This is a genomic window from Bradyrhizobium sp. 134 (assembly GCF_023074155.1).
GTDB lineage: Bacteria > Pseudomonadota > Alphaproteobacteria > Rhizobiales > Xanthobacteraceae > Bradyrhizobium.
On sequence record NZ_JADPKX010000069.1, the window covers coordinates 136988 to 152465 of the forward strand.

16 protein-coding genes are annotated in these 15478 nt (G+C 64.5%); all 16 read left to right on the forward strand.

Going from position 1 to position 15478, the window contains the following annotated elements; all coding sequences use genetic code 11:
* The first annotated feature begins 10 nt into the window (after positions 1 to 10).
* Positions 11 to 622, forward strand: coding sequence for an NADH-quinone oxidoreductase subunit NuoE (gene nuoE / locus IVA75_RS25815; protein WP_007610983.1), 612 nt, complete (start codon positions 11 to 13; stop codon positions 620 to 622).
* A complete protein-coding gene (locus IVA75_RS25820; protein WP_247289471.1) occupies positions 622 to 825 on the forward strand; it encodes a hypothetical protein in 204 nt (67 codons plus the stop codon). The genes nuoE and IVA75_RS25820 overlap by 1 nt, the downstream gene beginning before the upstream one ends.
* 15 nt (positions 826 to 840) lie before the next feature.
* Positions 841 to 2166 carry an NADH-quinone oxidoreductase subunit NuoF gene (gene nuoF, locus IVA75_RS25825; RefSeq protein ID WP_027518249.1) on the forward strand — a complete coding sequence of 442 codons (1326 nt, stop codon included), beginning with the start codon at positions 841 to 843 and terminating at the stop codon, positions 2164 to 2166.
* 5 nt (positions 2167 to 2171) lie between these two features.
* Positions 2172 to 4247, forward strand: a complete 2076-nt coding sequence (gene nuoG / locus IVA75_RS25830) for an NADH-quinone oxidoreductase subunit NuoG (protein WP_247289472.1) — start codon at positions 2172 to 2174, stop codon at positions 4245 to 4247.
* Between the two features lie 4 nt (positions 4248 to 4251).
* Positions 4252 to 5319 (forward strand): NADH-quinone oxidoreductase subunit NuoH, encoded by a 1068-nt coding sequence (gene nuoH, locus IVA75_RS25835; RefSeq protein WP_007603555.1) that lies wholly within the window; start codon positions 4252 to 4254, stop codon positions 5317 to 5319.
* Between the two features lie 14 nt (positions 5320 to 5333).
* Entirely contained in the window at positions 5334 to 5822 is a 489-nt protein-coding gene (gene nuoI / locus IVA75_RS25840; protein WP_026232873.1) for an NADH-quinone oxidoreductase subunit NuoI, read from the forward strand.
* 9 nt (positions 5823 to 5831) lie between these two features.
* The gene (locus IVA75_RS25845) at positions 5832 to 6470 is read left to right on the forward strand and encodes an NADH-quinone oxidoreductase subunit J (protein ID WP_027518246.1); all 639 of its coding nucleotides are present in this window, start codon (positions 5832 to 5834) and stop codon (positions 6468 to 6470) included.
* Positions 6467 to 6775, forward strand: coding sequence for an NADH-quinone oxidoreductase subunit NuoK (gene nuoK, locus IVA75_RS25850; RefSeq protein WP_007603558.1), 309 nt, complete (start codon positions 6467 to 6469; stop codon positions 6773 to 6775). Before IVA75_RS25845 ends, nuoK begins: the two co-directional genes overlap by 4 nt.
* Positions 6776 to 6836: 61 nt before the next feature.
* On the forward strand, positions 6837 to 8936 hold the full coding sequence (gene nuoL, locus IVA75_RS25855) for an NADH-quinone oxidoreductase subunit L (protein ID WP_247289473.1): 2100 nt from the start codon (positions 6837 to 6839) through the stop codon (positions 8934 to 8936).
* A gap of 1 nt (position 8937) precedes the next feature.
* On the forward strand, positions 8938 to 10446 hold the full coding sequence (locus IVA75_RS25860) for an NADH-quinone oxidoreductase subunit M (protein WP_247289476.1): 1509 nt from the start codon (positions 8938 to 8940) through the stop codon (positions 10444 to 10446).
* A gap of 22 nt (positions 10447 to 10468) precedes the next feature.
* Entirely contained in the window at positions 10469 to 11905 is a 1437-nt protein-coding gene (nuoN, locus tag IVA75_RS25865; RefSeq protein ID WP_007610975.1) for an NADH-quinone oxidoreductase subunit NuoN, read from the forward strand.
* A 1-nt stretch (position 11906) separates the two neighbouring features.
* Positions 11907 to 12710, forward strand: a complete 804-nt coding sequence (locus tag IVA75_RS25870; RefSeq protein WP_247289478.1) for a biotin--[acetyl-CoA-carboxylase] ligase — start codon at positions 11907 to 11909, stop codon at positions 12708 to 12710.
* Positions 12710 to 14380 carry a ribonuclease J gene (locus tag IVA75_RS25875; protein WP_247289480.1) on the forward strand — a complete coding sequence of 557 codons (1671 nt, stop codon included), beginning with the start codon at positions 12710 to 12712 and terminating at the stop codon, positions 14378 to 14380. Before IVA75_RS25870 ends, IVA75_RS25875 begins: the two co-directional genes overlap by 1 nt.
* Before the next feature lie 13 nt (positions 14381 to 14393).
* Entirely contained in the window at positions 14394 to 14798 is a 405-nt protein-coding gene (gene mce, locus IVA75_RS25880; RefSeq protein WP_106944962.1) for a methylmalonyl-CoA epimerase, read from the forward strand.
* Between the two features lie 9 nt (positions 14799 to 14807).
* On the forward strand, positions 14808 to 15083 hold the full coding sequence (locus tag IVA75_RS25885) for a DUF1467 family protein (RefSeq protein ID WP_027518239.1): 276 nt from the start codon (positions 14808 to 14810) through the stop codon (positions 15081 to 15083).
* 30 nt (positions 15084 to 15113) lie between these two features.
* The gene (locus IVA75_RS25890; protein ID WP_027518238.1) at positions 15114 to 15461 is read left to right on the forward strand and encodes a hypothetical protein; all 348 of its coding nucleotides are present in this window, start codon (positions 15114 to 15116) and stop codon (positions 15459 to 15461) included.
* Positions 15462 to 15478 lie beyond the last annotated feature (17 nt).

Here is a 15478-nt window from a genome sequence, read left to right on the forward strand (position 1 = left end):
GATTGAAGAGATGTCCGTTCGCCGATTAGCACCGAAGGAAGTCCAGCCCGCGAGCTTTGCGTTCACGGAGGAGAACCTCGCGTTCGCCAAGCAGCAGATCGCGAAATATCCGGCCGGGCGCCAGGCTTCGGCCGTCATCGCCATTCTCTGGCGCGTACAGGAACAGCACGACGGCTGGGTCTCGGAGGCCGCGATCCGCGCTGTCGCCGACATGCTCGACATGCCCTATATCCGCGTGCTCGAGGTCGCGACCTTCTACACGATGTTCCAGCTGGCCCCGGTCGGCAAGAAAGCCCACGTCCAGGTCTGCGGCACCACGCCGTGCCGCCTGCGCGGCGCCGAGGATCTGATCCACGTCTGCGAGCACCGTATCCATCACGAGCCCTTCCATCTCTCCAAGGACGGCAATTTCAGCTGGGAGGAGGTGGAGTGCCTCGGTGCCTGCGTGAACGCGCCGATGGTGCTGATCGGCAAGGACACCTATGAGGATTTGACCAAGGAAAGCTTCGGCAAGGTGCTCGACGGCTTTGCTTCGGGCAATCCGCCCAAGCCCGGTCCGCAGAACGGCCGCCAGTTCTCGGCGCCGACCGGTGGGCCGACCACGCTGAAGGAGATCACCTGATGCGTGATCTCTCGCCGCCAGCTGAAGGGAGCAGTGTTGTGAAGAAGTGGGGCTTCGTCGCAATGCATTCCGCCGTGGCGGCCACGTTCATTTTCCTGCTTCAGCGCTTCGCCCTGAACGCGTCGCTGGAATCCAGTCTGCTCTGGGCGCTGACCTTCGCCGTCTGCGCCGCCGGGCTTGCCTACAAGCAAGCCAACCGTTGATCGGAAAGCACTGACATGCTCGAGGACAAGGACCGCATCTTCAAGAACCTCTACGGCCTCCACGATTGGGGGCTCGAGGGCGCGCGGCGCCGCGGCGCCTGGGATGGCACGAAGAACATCATCGACAAGGGCCGCGACTGGATCATCAACGAGATGAAGGCGTCGGGGCTGCGCGGCCGCGGTGGCGCCGGCTTCCCGACCGGCCTGAAATGGTCGTTCATGCCGAAGGAATCGACCGACGGCCGGCCGAGCTATCTCGTCGTCAACGCCGACGAATCCGAGCCCGGGACCTGCAAGGATCGCGAGATCATGCGGCACGATCCGCATCTCCTGATCGAGGGCTGCCTGATCGCGAGCTGCGCGATGAACGCGCATGCCTGCTACATCTATGTCCGCGGTGAGTTCATCCGCGAGCGCGAGCATCTCCAGGCGGCGATCGACCAGGCCTATGAGGCCAAGCTGGTCGGCAAGGACAATGTCAACGGCTGGCCGTTCGACATCTATGTCGCCCACGGCGCCGGCGCCTATATCTGCGGCGAGGAAACCGCGCTGCTCGAGAGCCTCGAAGGCAAGAAGGGACAGCCGCGCCTGAAGCCGCCATTCCCGGCGAATGTCGGTCTGTATGGCTGCCCGACCACCGTCAACAATGTCGAGTCGATCGCGGTTGCGCCGGACATTCTGCGCCGTGGCGCGGCGTGGTTCGCCGGCATCGGCCGTCCGAACAATGTCGGCACCAAACTGTTCTGCATCTCCGGCCATGTCGAGCGGCCCTGCAACGTCGAAGAGGCCATGGGCATTCCGTTCCGTGAGCTTATCGAGAAGCATTGCGGCGGCATCCGCGGCGGCTGGGACAACCTCAAGGCCGTGATCCCGGGCGGCTCCTCCGTGCGCATGGTGCCGGCCGAGCAGATCATCGACACGCCGATGGATTTCGACTCGTTGAGCAAGCTGCGCTCGGGCCTCGGCACCGCGGCCGTGATCGTGATGGACAAGTCGACCGATTTGATCCGCGCCATCGCCCGCATCTCCTATTTCTACAAGCACGAGAGCTGCGGCCAGTGCACGCCGTGCCGCGAGGGCACCGGCTGGATGTGGCGCGTCTTGACCCGCATGGCCGACGGTCGCGCCCACAAGCGCGAAATCGACATGCTGCTGGAAGTCACCAAGCAGGTCGAAGGCCACACCATCTGCGCGCTCGGCGACGCGGCGGCGTGGCCGATCCAGGGCCTGATTGCGCATTTCCGTCATGAGATCGAAGCGCGCATCGACCAATATTCGCACAAGGCCGACATCGACGATGCCGGCGTCCGCGATCCCGTGAACATGGTCGCGGCGGAGTAGAGACAATGACCAAGCTCATCATCGACGGTAAAGAGATCGATGTCCCCGCCGAATACACGCTGCTTCAGGCGTGCGAGGCGGCCGGCGCCGAGATTCCGCGCTTCTGCTATCACGAGCGGCTGTCGATCGCCGGCAATTGCCGGATGTGCCTCGTCGAGGTGAAGGGCGGCCCGAAGCCGGTCGCGAGCTGCGCCTGGGGCGTGCGCGATTGCCGTCCGGGTCCCAAGGGCGAGCCGCCGGAAATCTCCACCCGTTCGCCGATGGTGAAGAAGGCGCGCGAAGGCGTGATGGAATTCCTTCTCATCAACCATCCGCTGGATTGCCCGATCTGCGATCAGGGCGGCGAGTGCGACCTTCAGGACCAGGCGATGGGCTACGGTGTCGACACCAGCCGCTTCGCCGAGAACAAGCGCGCGGTCGAGGACAAATATCTCGGCGCGCTGGTCAAGACCTCGATGAACCGCTGCATCCAGTGCACCCGTTGCGTCCGCTTCTCGGCGGAAGTCGCCGGCGCCCCCGAAATGGGCGCGACCGGCCGCGGCGAGGACATGGAGATCACGACCTATCTCGAGCACGCGCTGACGTCGGAGCTTCAGGGCAATCTCGTCGACATCTGCCCGGTCGGCGCGCTGACCTCGAAGCCCTATGCTTTCGCCGCGCGCCCGTGGGAGCTCGGCAAGACCCAGTCGATCGACGTGATGGACGGCGTGGGATCTGCGATCCGCGTCGACACCCGCGGCCGCGAAGTGATGCGTATCCTGCCGCGCATCAACGAGGCCGTGAACGAGGAGTGGATCTCCGACAAGACCCGTCACGTCGTCGACGGCCTGCGCACCCAGCGCCTCGACCGGCCCTATATCCGCGAAGCCGGCAAGCTGCGCGCGGCGAGCTGGCCCGAGGCCTTTGCCGCGATCGCCTCCAAGGCGGCGCGCACCGACGGCAAGCGGATCGGCGCGATCGCGGGCGACCTCGCCGGCGTCGAAGAGATGTTCGCGCTGAAGGATCTGCTGGCCAAATACGGCTCGGCCAATCTGGCGGTGCAGGGCGGCGACGCCTTCGATCCCGCGCTTGGCCGCGGCTCCTACATCTTCAATCCGACGCTCGCCGGCGTCGAGCAGGCCGATGCGCTGCTCATCATCGGCGCCAATCCGCGCAAGGAAGCGGCGGTGTTCAACGCCCGCATCCGCAAGCGCTGGCGCGCCGGCGGCTTCAAGGTCGGCGTGATCGGCGCCAAGCCCGACCTCACGTACGACTATGATCACCTCGGCGCGGGCACCGACACGCTCGGTGAGCTCGCGGCCGGCAAGCACTCCTTCATGGACGTGCTGAAGAACGCCAAGAACCCCATCATCCTGGTCGGCGCGGGCGCGGCCTCGCGTCACGACGGCGCCGCCATTCTCGCAGCCGCGGCCAAGCTCGCGCTCGACGTCGGCGCGCTCAAGGACGGCTGGAACGGCTTCGGCGTCCTGCACGAGAGCGCCTCGCGCGTCGGCGCGCTCGATATCGGCTTTGTCGCCGGTCAGGGCGGACTGAACGCAGCGCAGATGACGACGTTCGGGACGCTCGATCTGCTGTTCCTGCTCGGCGCCGACGAGATCAAGCCGTCGGACGGCACTTTCGTCGTCTATATCGGCACCCACGGCGACCGCGGCGCCCATCGCGCCGACGTGATCCTGCCGGCAGCCGCCTATACCGAGAAGTCCGCGATCTACGTCAACACCGAAGGCCGCGTGCAAATGACCGGACGGGCCGCATTCCCGCCGGGTGAGGCCCGCGAGGACTGGGCGATTGTCCGCGCGCTGTCGGAGGCGCTCGGCAAGAAGCTCGGCTATGACTCGCTCTCGGCCCTGCGCCAGGCGATCTTCAAGGCTGTGCCGCATCTGATCCGTCTCGACCAGATCGAGGCCGGCGCGGCCGACCAGATCAAGAAACTCGCGGGGAAGGGCGGCCCGACGGAGAAGGCTCCGTTCAAGCCGCTCGTCGAGGACTTCTATTTGACCAACCCAATCGCGCGTGCGTCCGCCGTGATGGCGGAGTGTTCGCGGCTTGCCTCCGGGCAGATGCTGACCGCAGCGGAGTGAGCTGATGGAATTCTTCGAAAGCGCCTTCTGGACCGGGTTCCTCTGGCCGCTGATCATCATGATCGCGGAGAGCGTCCTGGTGCTGGTCGTCCTGCTGGTGGCGATCGCCTACATCCTGCTCGCCGACCGCAAGATCTGGGCGGCGGTGCAGATCCGCCGCGGCCCGAACGTGGTTGGTCCCTGGGGCCTGCTGCAATCCTTCGCCGACCTCCTGAAGTTCGTGCTGAAGGAGCCGATCATCCCGTCCGGCGCCAACAAGGGCGTGTTTCTCCTTGCTCCCTTGGTCTCATGCGTGCTCGCGCTCGCCGCCTGGGCGGTGATCCCGACCAATCTCGGCTGGGTGATCTCCGACATCAATGTCGGCGTTCTCTTCATCTTCGCGATTTCGTCGCTGTCGATCTACGGCATCATCATGGCCGGCTGGTCGTCAAACTCGAAATATCCGTTCCTGGCGGCGCTGCGCTCCGCGGCGCAGATGGTGTCCTACGAGGTCTCGATTGGCTTCGTCATCATCACGGTGCTGCTCTGCGCCGGCACGCTGAACCTCTCGGCCGTGGTCGAGGCGCAGCATGTCCGCGGCCTCGCCAGCCTGATCGGGTTGCCGCAGCTCACGATCCTGAACTGGTACGTCTGGCCGCTGTTCCCGATGTTCGTGATCTTCTACGTCTCGGCGCTGGCGGAAACCAATCGCCCGCCGTTCGACCTCGTCGAAGCGGAATCCGAGCTCGTCGCCGGCTTCATGGTCGAGTACGGCTCGACGCCGTATCTTCTGTTCATGCTCGGCGAGTATGTCGCGATTGCCACGATGTGCGCGATGGCGACGATCCTGTTCCTCGGAGGTTGGCTGCCGCCGGTGGACCTGCCGCCCTTCAACTGGGTGCCGGGCATCATCTGGTTCTCGCTAAAGCTGTTCTTCATGTTCTTCCTGTTCGCGATGGCCAAGGCGATCGTGCCGCGCTACCGCTACGATCAACTGATGCGTCTCGGCTGGAAGGTGTTCCTGCCGTTGTCGTTGGCGATGGTGATCGTGGTGGCCGGTGTGCTGCACTTTGCCGGCATCGCGCCGAAGTGAGGGCCGTCATGGGTATCAACATCAACGCCACTGCACGCTCGCTCCTGTTGTCGGAATTCGTCTCGGCGTTCTTCCTCGCCATGCGCTATTTCTTCCAGCCGAAGCCGACGCTGAACTATCCGTTCGAGAAGGGCCCGATCTCGCCGCGCTTCCGCGGCGAGCATGCGCTGCGCCGCTATCCGAACGGCGAGGAACGCTGTATCGCCTGCAAGCTGTGCGAAGCGGTTTGCCCGGCGCAGGCCATCACCATCGAGGCCGGCCCGCGCCGCAACGACGGCACCCGCCGCACCGTGCGCTACGACATCGACATGGTGAAGTGCATCTACTGCGGCCTCTGCCAGGAAGCCTGTCCGGTCGATGCCATCGTCGAAGGTCCGAACTTCGAGTTCGCGACCGAGACCCGCGAGGAACTGTTCTATGACAAGGCCAAGCTGCTCGCCAACGGCGACCGCTGGGAACGCGAAATCGCGAAAGCGATCGAACTCGACGCGCCGTACCGGTGAGATGAGAGCATGATCCTTCCCGCGCTGTTCTTCTATCTGTTCGCCGGCGTCTGTGTCGCCTCGGCGGTGATGGTGATTGTCTCGCGCAATCCCGTGCACTCCGTGCTGTACCTGATCCTGGCCTTCGTCAACGCCTCCGGCCTGTTCGTGCTGATGGGCGCCGAGTTCCTGGCGATGATCCTGATCGTCGTCTATGTCGGCGCGGTCGCGGTGCTGTTCCTGTTCGTGATCATGATGCTCGACGTCGACTTCCTCGAGCTGCGCGAGGGCTTCATCGAGTACCTCCCGGTCGGCCTCGTGATCGGCGGCATCTTCCTGTTCGAGCTGCTGCTTACGGTCGGCTTCTGGGTCATCAACCCCGGCGTCGCCAAGACGATCACGGCGGCGATCCCGGCCAACGTCTCCAATACCGAGGCGCTGGGCCTGGTGCTCTATACCAAGTACATCCACTACTTCCAGCTCTCGGGCATGGTGCTGCTGGTCGCGATGATCGGCGCCATCGTGCTGACGCTGCGGCACAAGGCCAGTGTCAAGCGGCAGGACATCAACGTTCAGAACGCGCGCACGCCCGAAATAGCGATGGCGATCCGCAAGGTGGCGCCGGGGCAGGGGCTCCAGGATTCTGACGCGGCGGAGTGGGTGAAATGACGATCGGGCTCGGACACTATCTGGCGGTCGGCGCGATCCTGTTCACGCTCGGGATCCTCGGCATCTTCCTGAACCGCAAGAACATCATCGTCATCCTGATGTCGATCGAGCTGATCCTGCTCGCGGTCAACGTCAACCTCGTGGCGTTCTCGACCTTCCTCGGCGACATCGTCGGGCAGGTCTTCGCGCTCCTGGTGCTCACCGTCGCGGCCGCTGAAGCCGCGATCGGTCTCGCCATCCTGGTGGTCTATTTCCGCAACCGCGGCTCGATCGCGGTTGAGGACGTCAATCTGATGAAGGGCTGATCGCATGATCCGGAAAAGTGGACACCGGTTTTCCGACCAGATCATGCGGAAAGATTAAATCATGGTCCAGGCAATCGTCTTTCTGCCTCTGCTGGGCGCCATTCTGGCCGGCCTCATCGCGCTGTTCGGCGCGCATGCCCGCAACCCCTCGGGCGACACGGTCGAGCATCACGATGATCACGGTCATGGCGCGCACGCCCATGCGTCCGATACGATCAACGAGGATGCGTCGGTCATCCACGAAACTCACCACGAACCCGGCGACGGCCACGACGACCACCACGTCTCAGAGCCGCCCGCGGCGGGCTCGCGCGGCGCCGAGCTGATCACCACGGCATTGCTGTTCGTGTCGGCTGCGCTGTCCTGGATGACGCTGGTCGATGTCGGCTTCATGCACCACGACATCCGCATTCCGCTGCTGCCGTGGATCCTCTCCGGCGATCTCCAGGTCTACTGGACGCTGCGGGTCGACACGCTCACCGCCGTGATGCTGGTGGTGGTGACCACCGTGTCCTCGCTCGTGCACCTCTATTCCATCGGCTACATGGACGAGGATCCGAACCGGCCGCGCTTCTTCGGCTATCTCTCGCTGTTCACCTTCGCCATGCTGATGCTGGTGACCGCCGACAACCTCGTGCAGCTGTTCTTCGGCTGGGAAGGCGTGGGTCTGGCGAGCTACCTCCTGATCGGTTTCTGGTACCAGAAGCCGTCGGCGAACGCCGCCGCCATCAAGGCCTTCGTGGTCAACCGCGTCGGCGATTTCGGCTTCGCGCTCGGCATCTTCGCGATCTTCCTGCTGGCCGGTTCGACCGATTTCGAGACCATCTTCCACGCTGCGCCCGGCTTGACCGGCAAGACCATCGACTTCCTCGGCTGGCACGCCGACGCGCTGACCCTGACCTGCCTGTTGCTGTTCATGGGCGCGATGGGCAAATCGGCGCAGTTCCTGCTGCACACCTGGTTGCCGGACGCGATGGAAGGCCCGACCCCGGTGTCGGCCCTGATCCACGCCGCGACCATGGTCACCGCCGGCGTCTTCATGGTGGCGCGCCTGTCGCCGCTGTTCGAACTCGCGCCGAACGCGCAGGCCGTCGTGACGTTCTTCGGCGCCACCACGGCGTTCTTTGCGGCGACCATCGGCCTCGTCCAGAACGACATCAAGCGCATCGTCGCTTACTCGACCTGTTCGCAGCTCGGCTACATGTTCGTGGCGATGGGGGCGGGGGCCTATTCGGTCGGCATGTTCCATTTGTTCACGCACGCCTTCTTCAAGGCGCTGTTGTTCTTGGGCTCCGGCTCGGTGATCTACGCGATGCACCACGAGCAGGACATCCGCAACATGGGCGGCCTGTGGCGCAAGATCCCCTACACCTACGCAGTGATGGTGGTCGGCACGCTCGCGCTCACCGGCTTCCCGCTCACCGCCGGCTATTTCTCCAAGGACGCGATCATCGAGTCGGCCTACGCCTCGCACAATCCGTTCGCGATGTACGGCTTCCTGATGACGGTCGTCGCGGCCGGCCTGACCTCGTTCTACTCGTGGCGCCTGATCTTCAAGACCTTCCACGGCGAGCCGCATGACGATCATCACTACGAGGCTGCGCATGAAGCGCCGATCTGGATGCTGATCCCGATCGGTGTGCTCGCGGTCGGCTCCATCCTGGCCGGCTTCCCGTTCAAGGAGCTGTTCGCCGGTCACGGCATCGAGGAGTTCTTCCGCGAATCCGTGAAGATGAACCCGCACATCATCGAGGAGATGCACCACATCCCCGAGACCATCGCCTTCCTGCCGACGGTGATGATGGTGCTGGGCTTCCTGGTGTCATACCTGTTCTACATCCGCCGGCCCTATCTGCCGGTCGAGCTCGCGAACACGCAGCCGATGCTGTACAAGTTCCTGCTCAACAAATGGTACTTCGACGAGCTCTACGACATCATCTTCGTCCGTCCGGCGAAGTGGATTGGCTACCAGCTCTGGAAGAAGGGCGACGGCTTCATCATCGACGGCCTCGGTCCCGACGGCGTCTCTGCCCGGGTGTTGGATGTCACCCGCAACGTCGTGAAAATCCAGACCGGCTATCTCTACCACTACGCGTTCGCCATGCTGATCGGTGCCGCCGGCCTGATCACCTGGTTCATGTTCGGCTTTGGAGGCCAGTAAAATGACGACCTGGCCAATTCTATCCGTCACGACGTTCCTGCCCCTGGTCGGCGCGCTGATCGTCTATCTCAGCCGCGGCGATGACGAGGCTAGCAGGCGCAACTCGCGCTGGATCGCGCTGTGGACCACGCTGATCACCTTCGCGGTGTCGGTGATCCTGGTCATGCGGTTCGATGCGTCGAGCGCCGACTTCCAGTTCGTCGAGAAGGCGAATTGGCTCGCCACCGGCATCACCTACCACATGGGCGTGGACGGCATCTCGTTGCCGCTGGTGATCCTGACCACCGCCATCATGCCGTTCTGCATCATCGCGAGCTGGAAGGCGATCACCAACCGCGTCCGCGAATACATGATGGCGTTCCTGATCCTGGAAACGCTGATGATCGGCACCTTCTCGGCGCTCGATCTCGTGCTGTTCTACCTGTTCTTCGAAGGCGGCCTGATTCCGATGTTCCTGATCATCGGCGTCTGGGGCGGTCCGCGCCGGGTCTATGCGTCCTTCAAGTTCTTCCTCTATACGCTGCTCGGCTCGGTGCTGATGCTGCTTGCCATCATGGCGCTGTACTGGAACGGCGGCACCACCGACATCCCGACCCTGATGCACACCGCCGTGCCGCGCTCGCTGCAGACCTGGGCGTGGCTTGCCTTCTTCGCCTCGTTCGCGGTGAAGATGCCGATGTGGCCGGTGCACACCTGGCTTCCCGACGCCCACGTCGAGGCGCCGACCGCAGGCTCGGTGGTCCTGGCTGCGATCATGCTGAAGATGGGCGGCTACGGCTTCCTGCGTTTCTCGCTGCCGATGTTCCCGCTCGCTTCGCATGACTTCGCGCCGCTGATGTTCACGCTCTCGGCCATCGCCATCATCTACACCTCGCTGGTGGCGCTGATGCAGGAGGACATGAAGAAGCTGATCGCGTACTCCTCGGTGGCGCATATGGGCTTCGTCACCATGGGCATCTTTGCCGGCACCATGCAGGGCGTCGCTGGCGGCGTGTTCCAGATGATCTCGCACGGCATCGTCTCCGGCGCGCTGTTCCTCTGCGTCGGCATCGTCTACGACCGCATGCACACGCGTGAGATCGCGGCCTATGGCGGCCTCGTCAACCGGATGCCGCTCTACGCGCTGACCTTCATGGTCTTCACCATGGCCAATGTCGGCCTGCCCGGCACCTCCGGCTTCGTCGGCGAGTTCATGACGCTGCTCGGCACCTTCAAGGTCTCGATCCCGACCGCGTTCTTCGCCACCTTCGGCGTGATCCTCTCGGCCTGCTATGCGCTGTGGCTCTACCGCAAGGTCGTGTTCGGGGCGCTGGTCAAGCCGTCGCTGGCGAGCATGAAGGATCTCACCTTCCGGGAGGGCCTGACGCTCTTCCCGCTGATCGCGCTGACGATCCTGTTCGGCATCTATCCGAAGCCGGTGCTCGACATGTCGGCGGCCTCGGTCCAGCAACTCGTCAACAATTACAACACCGCTGTGACGGCCGTGAAGGCCGCCGCACTGCTCCAGTGAGCGGGCAGGTCAGGATATCGCCATGAGCTTTGAGACTGCAGGTTATCAACTGGCGCCGGTGCTGCCCGAGCTCGTGCTCGCGGTCGGGGCGATGGCACTCCTGATGCTCGGCGCCTATCGCGGGCAGGAGACCACCAAGACGGTCACAACGCTCGCGGTGCTGCTCCTGATCGTGGTCGGCGTGCTCGAATACATGTTGCCCGCGGGCAAGCACGTGACCTTCGGCGGCAGCTTCATCGTCGATGATTTTGCCCGCTTCATGAAGATCCTGGCCCTGATCGGCTCGGCGGTGACGCTGGTGCTGTCGACCGAGTTCCTGTCGGATCCGTCGCGCCGCATCTTCGAATACGCGATCCTGGTGCTGCTCTCGACGCTCGGCATGATGGTGCTGATCTCGGCCGGCGATCTGATCTCGCTCTATCTCGGCCTCGAATTGATGTCGCTGGCACTCTACGTCGTGGCGGCCTCCAACCGCGACAACGCCAAGTCGACCGAAGCCGGCCTGAAGTACTTCGTGCTCGGCGCGTTGTCCTCGGGCATGCTGCTCTACGGCTCCTCGCTGATCTACGGCTTCACCGGCACGGTGGCCTTCACCGGCATCGCGGCGGCCGCGACGATCTCGAATGTCGGCCTGGTGTTCGGCCTCGTGTTCCTGCTCGCCGGCCTCTGCTTCAAGGTCTCGGCGGTGCCGTTCCACATGTGGACGCCCGACGTCTACGAGGGCGCGCCGACGCCGGTGACAGCCTTCTTCGCCTCGGCGCCGAAGGTGGCCGCGCTCGCGGTCTTCACCCGCGTTACGCTGACCGCATTCCCGGGCATCGTCTCGCAGTGGCAGCAGATCCTGGTGTTCGTGGCGATCGCCTCGATGGCGCTCGGCTCGTTCGCCGCGATCGGACAGAGCAACATCAAGCGCCTGATGGCCTATTCCTCGATCGGCCATATGGGCTTTGCCCTGGTCGGTCTTGCCGCAGGCACGGTCGAGGGCGCGCAGGGCGTGTTGATGTACATCGTGATCTATGTCGCGATGACGCTGGGCTCCTTCGCCATCATCCTGGCCATGAAGCGCAACGGCCAGCCGGTCGAGCAGATCAGCGATTTCGCGGGGCTCTCGCGGACCAATCCGCTGCTCGCCTTCATGTTCGCGATGCTGCTGTTCTCGCTCGCCGGCATTCCGCCGCTCGCCGGCTTCTTCGCCAAATGGTACGTCTTCGTCGCCGCCATCAAGGCGAATTTGTTCACGCTCGCCGTCATCGGCGTGCTGACCAGCGTGGTCGGCGCCTACTACTATCTCAGCATCGTCAAGACGATGTATTTCGACGAGCCGGCCGGACAGGTCGATCCGGTGCGCGTCGAAGTCAAGACGGTGCTGGCGGTCGCGGGCCTGTTCAACATTCTGTTCGCCCTGTTCGCAGGTCCCGTGGTGAGCGTTGCCTCCGCCGCGGCAAAGTCGCTGTTCTAGGATGGCATTCGCGCTCGGTCCTCGTGCGGCGTCGGCGGGCTACAAGCTCGCAGCTTTTGAACGGACCGGCTCGACCAATACCGAGGCGATCGAGCACGCAAGGGGCGGCGAACGCGGCCCGATGTGGTTCGTGACGTCGGAGCAGACCGCCGGCCGTGGCCGCCGCCAACGCGCCTGGATCGCACCGAAGGGTAACCTTGCAGCCAGCGTCCTCGAAGTCCTCGACGTCGCCCCTTCCGTCGCCGCGACGATCGGCTTTGCGGCCGGGCTGGCCGAGGAGGCCGCCCTGGAGAAGGTCAGCCTGGAGGCGGCACTGCGCCGCGAGGGCCGTCCCCGCTACACCCTGAAATGGCCTAACGACGTGCTGGCCGGCGGCAAGAAGCTGGTCGGCATCGGCCTGGAGGCCGAAGCCATCGGCGCGCGTCTCGCCATCGTTGTCGGCATAGGCACCAACGTCGTCGCCGCGCCCGAGGGCACGCCCACACCGGCGGTGTCACTGGCCGCGCTCGGCGTCCAGATCAGCGCGGAGGAGTTGTTCTCGGCGCTCTCCGATGCCTGGGTGGAATTCCGTGGTATCTGGGACGATGGTCGCGGCTTTGCCGAAATTCGCAAATTGTGGCTGGAGCGCGCCGCCGGCCTCGGCGAGCGGGTCGCGATCCACACGGGAGTGATGACGCTGGAAGGCATTTTTGACACGATCGACGACACCGGCTGCCTGATCGTCCGCACCGCGGAGGGCCGGCGCGTGCCGGTGGCCGCGGGCGAGGTGTTCTTCGGCACGGTCGCCTCCGTGGGAGCTGCGTGATGGCGAAGCCTGAAGAACTGGTATTTGCACCGCTCGGCGGGGTCGGCGAGATCGGCATGAATTTGTCGATCTACGGCCTCGGCAACCGCCAGCAGCGGGCCTGGCTGGCGATCGATCTCGGCGTCTCCTTCGGCGACGAGGAGCATCTGCCGGGCATCGACCTGATCATGCCGGACGTCAGCTTCCTGGAGAAGGAACGCAAGAACCTGATGGGGCTGGTGCTGACCCACGCCCATGAGGACCATTTCGGCGCCATCATCGACCTGTGGCCGAAGCTGAAATGCCCGATCTACGCGACCCAGTTCAGCGCCGCGCTGTTCGAGGCCAAATGCGCCGCCGAGCGCAATGCGCCGAAGATCCCGGTGACGGTGGTGCCGTCGGGCGGGCGCGTCGATATCGGCCCATTCAACGTCGAGTTCATTCCGGTCGCGCATTCGATTCCGGAGTCGCATGCGCTGGCGATTCACACCGACGTTGGCACGGTGCTGCACACCGGCGACTGGAAGATCGATCCGACCCCGATCATCGGCCGCCCGACCGACGAAAAGCGGCTGCGGGAGCTCGGCGATGCGGGCCTGCTCGCCTTGATCGGCGATTCCACCAACGCCGTGCGCGACGGCCGCTCGCCCTCGGAAGCCGAGGTTGCCAAATCCATCACCGAGCTGGTCAAGGCCGCCAAGGGCCGCGTCGCGGTCACGACCTTTGCCTCCAACGTCGCGCGCCTCAAGGCCGTCGCCATCGCCGCGAAGGCCGCCGACCGTGAGGTCGTCGTGGTCGGCCGCGCCATGGAACGCGTGGTGCAGGTCGCGCGCGAGACCGGCTATCTCGACGGCGTGCAGAGCTTCCGCTCCGCCGAGGTCTACGGTCATCTGCCGCAGGACAAGGTGCTGGCGCTCTGCACCGGCAGCCAGGGCGAGCCGCGTGCCGCGCTGGCGCGCATCGCCAATGACGACCATCCCGAGATCACGCTCAACCGCGGCGACAGCGTCATCTTCTCCTCGCGCACCATTCCCGGCAACGAGAAGGCGGTCGGCGCGATCATCAATGGCCTGGTTCTGCAGGGCGTGGAGGTCATCACCGACCGCGACCAGCTGGTCCATGTCTCCGGCCATCCCCGCCGCGACGAATTGCGCGACATGATCGCCTGGACCCGGCCGCAGCTCCTGATTCCCGTCCACGGCGAGGCCCTGCACCTGAACGAGCACGCCAAGCTCGCGCGTGCCGCCGGCGTGCCGCGCGTGCTGGTCTGCCGCAACGGCGATCTCGTCAAGCTCGGCCCCGGCGATCCCGGCATCATTGGGCAAGTGCCTGCGGGCCGTCTCTACAAGGACGGCACGATTCTGGAGGACTCCAAGTCCCGCGCGGTGGTCGAGCGGCGCCGCATGGCCTTCTCCGGCTGCGCCTTTGTCGCCATCGTCATGACGGAGCAGGGCGAGCTTGCCGACGATCCCGCGGTCGAACTGGTCGGCATCCCCGAGAAGAACAGAGCGGGCGAGCCCTTCGACGACATCGTCTTCGACGCCGTGGTCTCCACTGTCGAAGGCCTGCCGAAGGCGCGCCGTCGCGACGCGGATGCGCTGGCGGAGTCGGTGCGACGCGCTGTCCGCTCCGTGATCAACGAACATTGGGGTAAAAAGCCCCCCTGTCTGGTACACGTCCTGACAGTGTAACGGGAGAACAAACATGCTGGGCCGGCTCAACCATGTCGCGATCGCGACCAAGGACGCCGTCAAGGCCGCCAGGATCTATGGCGCCGCGTTCGGGGCCCAGATCTCGGAGGCCGTCGCGCTGCCCGAGCATGGCGTCACCACGGTTTTCGCGACGCTGCCCAACACCAAGATCGAGTTCATCGAGCCGCTCGGCGAAGCCTCGCCGATCGCAAAGTTCCTCGACCGCAACGCCGACGGCGGCATCCACCACGTCTGCTACGAGGTGGTCGACATCATTGCGTCGCGCGACACGCTGGTGAAGGAGGGCGCAAGGGTGCTCGGCGACGGCGTGCCGAAGATTGGCGCCCACGGCAAGCCGGTGCTGTTCCTGCACCCGAAGGACTTTTCCGGCGCGCTGGTCGAAATCGAGCAGGCATAGGCCGAAGCCATGGCCATCCAGATCTCAACCGCAATCGCGATCTACTTCGTCATCTGGTGGGTCGCGCTGTTCCTGACGCTGCCGTTCGGCGTGCGCAGCCAGCACGAGGACGGCGTCGGAGTGCCGGGCAGCGACCCCGGCGCGCCGATCCTGACGCGAATGAGGAGCAAGCTGATCTGGACCACGATCATCTCGGCGATCATCTACGGGATCGCCATGGTCGCCTATCACGCCGGCTATCTCTCGATCGAGCGCCTGTCGAAATTGATGGGCATGCCGTTCTAAGAATTTTTGGTTGGCTTTGTTGGGGGACCAATGACTTTTCAGCGGATCGTCGTCGCGCTTCTGGTGCTGATCGTCGCCGGCCTCGGTGCCATCGGGTATTTCGAGTGGAAGATGGCCGTGCAGGTGCGCACCCTGAAGGCGTTCGTCGAGGGCTACGTCTTCAACGAGGCCGTGGTCGCCTGCGAGCAGGCCAAGAGCTCGACGCCGTTCAAATGGAACGGCGGCAAGAGCACCGCGGTGATCGGCCTGAACTCGGTCAAAACAGACAAATACACAGTCAGCGCCAGCTACACGCTGGTGGCGGACAGCGTCTATTGTGATTACGATCCGATCAAAAGAAAGGCCGAGATCGGCTCGAGCTTCCTGGAGCGGGAGTAACGATCCGGCCCCTATAT

Bases quoted from the DNA above. Each gene is read 5' to 3' on its own strand.
- nuoE (WP_007610983.1), top strand. From the start codon at position 11: ATGTCCGTTCGCCGATTAGCACCGAAGGAAGTCCAGCCCGCGAGCTTT.
- IVA75_RS25820 (WP_247289471.1), top strand. From the start codon at position 622: ATGCGTGATCTCTCGCCGCCAGCTGAAGGGAGCAGTGTTGTGAAGAAG.
- nuoF (WP_027518249.1), top strand. From the start codon at position 841: ATGCTCGAGGACAAGGACCGCATCTTCAAGAACCTCTACGGCCTCCAC.
- nuoG (WP_247289472.1), top strand. From the start codon at position 2,172: ATGACCAAGCTCATCATCGACGGTAAAGAGATCGATGTCCCCGCCGAA.
- nuoH (WP_007603555.1), top strand. From the start codon at position 4,252: ATGGAATTCTTCGAAAGCGCCTTCTGGACCGGGTTCCTCTGGCCGCTG.
- IVA75_RS25845 (WP_027518246.1), top strand. From the start codon at position 5,832: ATGATCCTTCCCGCGCTGTTCTTCTATCTGTTCGCCGGCGTCTGTGTC.
- nuoK (WP_007603558.1), top strand. From the start codon at position 6,467: ATGACGATCGGGCTCGGACACTATCTGGCGGTCGGCGCGATCCTGTTC.
- nuoL (WP_247289473.1), top strand. From the start codon at position 6,837: ATGGTCCAGGCAATCGTCTTTCTGCCTCTGCTGGGCGCCATTCTGGCC.
- IVA75_RS25860 (WP_247289476.1), top strand. From the start codon at position 8,938: ATGACGACCTGGCCAATTCTATCCGTCACGACGTTCCTGCCCCTGGTC.
- nuoN (WP_007610975.1), top strand. From the start codon at position 10,469: ATGAGCTTTGAGACTGCAGGTTATCAACTGGCGCCGGTGCTGCCCGAG.
- IVA75_RS25870 (WP_247289478.1), top strand. From the start codon at position 11,907: ATGGCATTCGCGCTCGGTCCTCGTGCGGCGTCGGCGGGCTACAAGCTC.
- IVA75_RS25875 (WP_247289480.1), top strand. From the start codon at position 12,710: ATGGCGAAGCCTGAAGAACTGGTATTTGCACCGCTCGGCGGGGTCGGC.
- mce (WP_106944962.1), top strand. From the start codon at position 14,394: ATGCTGGGCCGGCTCAACCATGTCGCGATCGCGACCAAGGACGCCGTC.
- IVA75_RS25885 (WP_027518239.1), top strand. From the start codon at position 14,808: ATGGCCATCCAGATCTCAACCGCAATCGCGATCTACTTCGTCATCTGG.
- IVA75_RS25890 (WP_027518238.1), top strand. From the start codon at position 15,114: ATGACTTTTCAGCGGATCGTCGTCGCGCTTCTGGTGCTGATCGTCGCC.